Genomic DNA, 7078 nt, shown 5'->3' with positions numbered 1-7078 from the left:
TGTCAGACGCAACTTGGAGTCGGGAGTTTAAGTGGCATGCAGCAGCGGAGTCAAACGGTCGCTGCAGCGTAGCTCCCGCCTATGCTGCCTGGGACAGGTCGACCGAGACCATCTTGGAAATTCCCGGCTCCGGCATCGTAACGCCGTACAGGGTGTCGCAGATCTCCATCGTGCGCTTGTTGTGCGTGATGAGCAGGAACTGCGAGCGGTCGCACATCTCTGCCACGATCCGCGCGAAGCGTCCGATGTTGGCTTCGTCGAGCGGAGCATCGACCTCGTCGAGCACACAGAACGGGCTCGGCTTGTGCAGAAACAGCGCGAAAATCAGGCCGATGGCAGTCATTGCCTTCTCTCCGCCCGACAGGAGGTCGAGATTTCCGAGGCGCTTTCCCGGCGGCTGGACGAAGATTTCGACGCCTGTCTCCAGAAGGTTCTCCGGGTCCGTCAGCGATAGCGACGCCTTTCCGCCGTGGAACAGCTTGGGGAACGTCAGCTGGAAGATGCGGTTTACCTCGTCGAAGGTTTCGTGGAATCGCGTCCGCGACAGCTTGTTCAGCCGCGCGATGGTCGCGCGCAGATCCTCGATCGACTTCTCGAGATCGTCGCGCTGTCCGCAAAGCTCCGCCAGGCGCGTTTCGATCTCTTCCAGCTCGGCCACCGCTCCGAGATTGACCGTCCCGAGCCGGCGGATCTTCGCGCGCACGGCCTCCAGGTCGCCGGCCAGCGAAGCCGCGTCGGAATCCGCCGGAACTTCGGTCGCAAGCAGCTCCTCCGCGCCGATGCCGAGACGCTCGGCGATGCCGGCGATCAGCGTTTCCCTCTCGAGCTCGCACTGCTTCCTGCGCAGCTCGCAGCGGCCGAACTCCGCACGCGCCGCATCGAGGCGGGCCGCCAGGCCGTCGAGGTCCTTGTCGATTCCCTGAAGGGATGCGCGAGCGGCGTCCGCTTCGACATCGACCGCTTCGAGGGCGCTTTCCGCCTCCGTACAGCGGCTCTTCAGGCGTTCGAGATCCAGCACCGGGTCCGTCAGACGCGCCCCGACACTGGCGATCTCCAGCCGCGAGCGCTCGACCCTGGCCAGCAGAGCCTCGCGGCGACCTGCCGCTTCGTCCCGGGCAATGGCGATCCCGGAGAGCTGCGACGCCAGAGCCTCGATCCGCTGGCGCGCTTCCGCCTCGGCTACCCGTGCCTGTTCAAGGTCAGTCAGCGCCTGGCGCCGGGCCGTTTCGAGCGCCTTCCCTTCAATCTCGAGCTGCGCACGCTCGCTCTCGAGACGCGCCGCCTGCTCCTCGGTGGTCTGAAGAATGGCTTCGGACTCCCGCTGCCGCGCGAGCACCGCCAGCCGCTCGCGATGGACGCTGTCGAGCTCGAGCCGGACCGCGCGAAGGCGGTCCTCGGTTCGCGCACCGTTCTGCTCGTGAAGACGCTTTTCCCCGCTCCAGCGAACGCGCTCGACGGTCAACAGATGAAGCTCCCTGTCGAGGTCCGCCAGCCGGCTGTCGAGGCCCGCCGCGGCATCGGCCGCGGCGCGAAGCTCGTCCTGGGCCGTTCGCGACGAAAGCATCGCACCGTCGAGGGCCTCGCGTATGCGTCGAAGCTCGGAGCTTCGCAGAAGCAGCCCTTCGTCGACCGGGTTCTCGCTTCCGCCCGTGACGATGCCGCTTCTGCCGACGAGCTCGCCTTCGACGGTGACGAACGTATGCCCGCCATCCCCGCCCTCATACCGGCGACGCGCGTCGTCGAGGTCGGCCACGACGACGCAACCTGCCAGCAACGGCGCCACCACGGCTTCGAAACCTTCACGCACACGAACGTGCGCGGACAGCCGCTCGGCATCTGCGCTCACGGCATCGTGCGCGAGCACAGATGTCATCGGCAGGAACGTCGCGCGGCCTGCGGATTGCTCCCGAAGATATTTCGCACCTTCGATTCCGGACTCGGTGGATGGAACGACGATGTACTGGAGCGCTTCGCCGAGGACGGCTGCAGCGGCACGCTCGAAGCCGGTCTCGATCTCGATCACGTCGGCAAGCACAGCGCGTGCGCCCGCCCGTTCGCGGCCGCCGTTCGACATGAACGCGCGCACGCCGTCGTTGTATCCGGAAAAACCGCGATGCAGCTCCTCGAGAGACTCGAGCCGTGAGCGGAGCAGCGCGCATTCGTCGCGCCAGCGTTCGGATTCGGTCTGTGCAATTCCACGTCGGGTCTGCGCTGCGCTGAGCTGCGCGGCGAGCTCGTGTTTTCCGCCCTCGGCGGCGTCGAGCGCCTGCCCCATTTCGGCGAGCTTCTGTTCAGCGGCGGCGAGCTCTTCATGGAGCCTCTGCTTGACCGTCGCGAGCGCTTCGTCTTCCGAGCGGAGGCGGGCTTCACGCGCTTCGGCAGTTTCGATCTGGCGGGCGACAGCCGCGCGCTCGTTGCGAAGCGCAGCGGTTGCCCCGAGTGCTTCGATGAGCCGCGTCCTCATCGCATCGGCCTCCGCCGACCATGAGAAATAGCGCTCGTCGCATTCGCGCACGCGTGCCGTGACACGCGCACAAACCTGCATGGCTTCGTCGTAACGCGTGGAAAGCTCATCGCGGCGGCGCTCGGCTTCTGCGGCTTCGCCAGACAGCCCGGCAATTCGCTCGTCGAGCTTCGCCAGATCGGTTCCGGATTCGCCGAGAAGCGACTCGAGCTCGCCGCGGCGCTGCATCAGATGCCGCCGTTCCTGCTCGGTTTCGGTCACGCGCGTACGTGCGGCAAACACAGCCTGCTGCGCGGACTCACGGGTGGCTTCGATCGTGCGCCCGCGTTCGCGAAGAACTTCGCGCTCCTGATGACCGCGTGCGATTTCGAGACGAAGCGCATGCTCGCGCCCGCTTTGCTCGGCGGCTGCTTCCATTGCGTCGTGCAGCTGCGCATCGACCGCACCGACCCGCACCATCGTCCACACGCGGTCGAGCTGATCCTCCTGCGCACGAAGCTCCTGGTATTGAACGGCGCCGCGCGCCTGGCGGCGAAGAGAGTTCGCCTGGCGCTCGAGCTCGCGAACGATGTCGCTGACTCGCAGCAGGTTGTCGCGGGTGCGTTCGATCTTGCGCTCCGCGGCAATCTTTCGGCTGCGATACAATGTCGTGCCGGCGGCCTCTTCGATGAACAGCCGCAGCTCGTCCGGTTTGGCGCCGACGATCTGCCCGACGCGTCCCTGCTCGACGATCGAATAGGCCTTGGTCCCCACGCCGGTGCCGAGAAAGAGCTCGGTGATGTCGCGAAGACGGCATGGGCGGTCGTTGATCAGATACTCGGACTCGCCGGAGCGGTACAGACGGCGTGTGACCTGCAGCTCGGGAACCTTGCGCAGGGCGCGCACCACTTCGTTGTCGTCCTCGCCGAGCTCGGCCGACGGTGCTTCGAGACCCTTGTCGTTGTCGAGGACGATGCTGACCTCGGCCATGCCGAGCGGGCCATGATGCTGGTTGCCGGCAAAGATGACGTCTTCCATGCTGCGGCCGCGCAGGTGGCGGGCGCTCTGCTCGCCGAGAACCCAGCGCAGCGCATCAACGATGTTGGATTTGCCGCAGCCGTTGGGCCCGACGATCCCGGTGATGCCCTCGGGGAATTCGAGGACGGTGCGGTCCTTGGAAGATTTGAAGCCTGTCAGCTCGAGCCGTTTGATCCTCACCTTCCTCTCCTCCTCTTCCTCATCCTCTGATCCCTTGGGGTCTGGGCACTATACGGCGGGCCGACGGCCGCAAGCGGCGCATCCGACGGGCGAGTATCCCACGTGGGGAAAAAGCGAGTCAAGACGCGGGAGACAGCGCACAGGTCTTCATGCAGAGGTTCACCAACGGTCCGAGGCTGATCGACCTCGGCTCACTACACCGCTCACGACTTCGGAACGGCAGAGACGTCAGTCCGGATCGAGCTCGACGTTCCAGTACGCGGTGTCGACAGCCCTCAGGAACGGCACCCATTCCCGGTAGCCGCTGACGCCGAACTGCTTCTGGACGAAGGGGCTCCAGGCCGGCCGCTGCGGAGCCCGGATCAGCCGCATCCCGGCGGTATCGGGATCCCCGCCGCCCTTTCGCCGGTTACACTCGATGCACGAGCAGACCACGTTTTCCCACGTCGTCCGGCCGCCACGGCAGCGCGGGATGACATGGTCGAGGTTGAGCTCGCTCCGCGAGAACCGTCGCGCGCAGTACTGGCAGGTGTTGGCGTCGCGCACGAAGATGTTGTGGCGGCTGAAGCGTACGCGCCTGTGCGGAACCCTGTCGAACGACACCAGCAGCACGACACGCGGAATCCGCACGACGCCTTCGACCAGACCGACGGCATCGAATCCGGAGATCGAAAGCTCCGACCAGGACTGGAAATCGAAGGTCTGGTATTCGCTGTCGACGGCCTTCGCGACGCCGCGATAGAGCAAAGAAAGAGCACGCCGAACGGTGGTTACGTGGATCGGCAAGAAGGCCCTGTTCAGGACCAGGCTCCTCCCTTGGAGAGGCGGTGCCGAAGCCACCGCAGTCGTCATTACCGCGGAGGCTACCATCGAGCCTACCGCAGTCAAGGTCGAAAGCCCTGAGTTCCCGCATTGATACACAGCCGCCCCATGGTAAGGTTCCGGACTTTTCGGCGGCCCTGATGCTGCGACCGGCGCCCATACGCGAACTGCGCCGGTCCGTCTCCCTCGCCTCATCGACCGCCGGCACGCATTCGCACCGACACCCGCCACAGGAACCCCGACCTTGCGCAAACAGATCATCATCAACTCAAACCCCAACGAGGTGCGAGTCGCGCTCCTCGAAAACGGCGTGCTCGCCGAGGTTCACATCGAGAGAGCCTCGGAAGAAGCGGCCGCGGGCAACATCTACAAGGGCCGCGTGCTGCGCGTGCTTCCGGGCATGCAGGCCGCATTCGTCGACATCGGTCTCGAAAAAGCGGCGTTCCTGCACGCGTCCGATGTCGTCACCGATGCACCGGCGGCCGTCGACGACTCCGCCGCGGACGATCCGGAGTTCGAGCCGTCGCGCTCGGGCCGCGGTCACGTACCGATCGAGGAGCGCCTGAAACGCGGCGACGAGGTCATCGTCCAGATCGCCAAGGAGCCGATGGGCACCAAGGGCGCGCGCATCACGATGCACGTCTCGCTGCCCGGGAAATATCTCGTCTACATGCCGTTCGGCGACCTCGTGGGTGTCTCCAAACGCATCGGCGACGACCGCGAACGGCGTCGGCTCCGCGAGATCATCTCTTCTGCCAAACCGGCCAGCGGCGGCGTGATCGCGCGCACCGCTTGCCAGAACCTTACCAAGAAGGACATCGTCGACGACATTCGCGGCCTCGAGCAGATCTGGACGGCAGTCCAGACCAAGGCGCCGAAGACCTCGCCGCCCGCCCTTCTGCACGCCGACCTCGACCTCGTGCTGCGAAGCGTGCGCGACATGCTGTCGCCGGACGTCGACCAGATCGTCGTCGATACCGAAGCCGATTTCCTTCGTACACGAGACTACGTCGGCTCGTTCCTCCCGGGTCTTGCCGAGAGGGTCGAGCACTACAACCACAGCGAGCCCATTCTCGATCGTTTCGGCGTCGAAGAGCAGATCTCGCGGGCGATCGAGCCCAAGGTCTGGCTGAAATCGGGCGGCTACCTCGTCATCGACCAGGGCGAGGCGCTGACGATGATCGACGTCAACACCGGGCGTTTCGTCGGGCGGCGCAGCCAGGAGGAGACGGTCCTGAAGACCAACCTCGAAGCCGTCGAAGAAATCGTCAGCCAGCTCCGCCTGCGCAACATCGGCGGCATCATCATTCTCGACCTCATCGACATGGAGGATCAGGCCAACCGCAAGCTCGTCTCCGACACGCTCGAACAGGCGCTGACCCGCGACAAGGCACGCACGAGTATCCTTCGCATCTCGGAGCTCGGCCTGATCCAGATGACGCGCAAGCGCACGCGCGAGAATCTCGAGCGCCTGCTATCGGCTCCGTGCCCGTACTGCGACGGACGAGGCCGCGTGAAATCGGTGCCCACGGTGGCGTCCGAAATCCTGCGCGCGATCCAGCGCGAGGCTTCGCGCACCCCGTCCGCGCACGGCCGCATGGTCGTGCGGGCCAATCGCGACGTGATCTCGTATCTCTTCAACGACGAAGAGGATGCGATTCGCGGTCTGCAGGAACGTCTCGGGCGTGGCGTCGTACTGAAAGTCGCCGAGACCTATCACCAGGAACAGTACGACGTCGTCGCGGCGTGAGCTTTCTTTTTCACAGTCGGCCCCACGCGGCGGCCGCGCGCGCGGCTCTGGTCTCGATTCTGCTGATCACGGCAGGAACCGACGCGCGCGCCGGCACGATCGGCTTCAAGACCGATGCAAAAGTGACGGCCGGACCCGGCATCGACGCCGAGGTCACGCTGACGCACACCGGAGACGAGATGGCCTCCGACGTCCGCGTCGAGGCGGAGCTGCTTGGCAAGACCGTCGACGGCGAAAAAGTCCCGGCGATCGCGCCCGGGCAGAATCACGTCTGGAAGTTCCACATGGCCGACCAGATCGCGCGAGGCTCGTACGCGATCGTGCTTCGCGCGCACTACTCGGATGCGAACGGTTATGAGTTCGAGATCATCAGCACGGCCGTAGCGCCTGTCGGCATAAGCCCTGCGCCGAAGATCTTCGGCAGCCTCGACGTGCCGAGCCTGGCGGTCGGTGGCCAGGCCACGGCAACGCTGAACCTTAAAAAGCCGTCCGAACGCTCCGGGTCCTTCGAGGTACGGCTGGTTGCCCCATCGGGCTTCGACGTGACACCCGACCACGTGACGCTCGACTTCGCGTCCGGCGACAAAACGAGCACGCAGTTCCACGTTCGCAACAAGGATCTGCTGGCAGGCACGTCGGTCAATCTGTTCGCGTTCGTGACCGGAAACGACGCCGGGTTTCCGCAGACCGATACGATCCGTGGCATGGCGCGCATCACCGCAGCCAAGGTGAAGGTCACGTCCCGGCAGTTCTACTACGCTGCGGCAGCGCTGGCGGCGCTGCTCGTCCTGCTCGAAGGTCTGTGGCTGGCCGGCGTCATTTCGCGCCATCGCGAGACTGCGTGA

Annotated in this window: 4 protein-coding genes; 2 read left to right on the top strand and 2 right to left on the bottom strand. The window is 65.4% G+C overall.

Annotated elements, in window-relative coordinates; genetic code table 11:
• Nucleotides 1-79: 79 nt before the first annotated feature.
• A complete protein-coding gene (smc, locus tag VN634_05775; GenBank protein HXC50376.1) occupies nt 80-3661 on the bottom strand; it encodes a chromosome segregation protein SMC in 3582 nt (1193 codons plus the stop codon).
• A 228-nt stretch (nt 3662-3889) separates the two neighbouring features.
• Complete coding sequence (locus VN634_05770) at nt 3890-4447, bottom strand: HNH endonuclease (GenBank protein ID HXC50375.1); 558 nt, start codon at nt 4445-4447, stop codon at nt 3890-3892.
• 280 nt (nt 4448-4727) lie between these two features.
• Between VN634_05770 and VN634_05765 the strand changes: the two genes are divergently transcribed.
• Nucleotides 4728-6233 carry an Rne/Rng family ribonuclease gene (locus VN634_05765; GenBank protein HXC50374.1) on the top strand — a complete coding sequence of 502 codons (1506 nt, stop codon included), beginning with the start codon at nt 4728-4730 and terminating at the stop codon, nt 6231-6233.
• Nucleotides 6230-7078, top strand: coding sequence for a hypothetical protein (locus VN634_05760; GenBank protein ID HXC50373.1), 849 nt, complete (start codon nt 6230-6232; stop codon nt 7076-7078). Before VN634_05765 ends, VN634_05760 begins: the two co-directional genes overlap by 4 nt.

This window comes from Candidatus Limnocylindrales bacterium, assembly GCA_035571835.1.
In the GTDB taxonomy this organism is placed as follows: Bacteria; Desulfobacterota; Binatia; order UBA1149; family CAITLU01; genus DATNBU01.
This window is presented reverse-complemented; position numbering and strand designations above follow the sequence as displayed.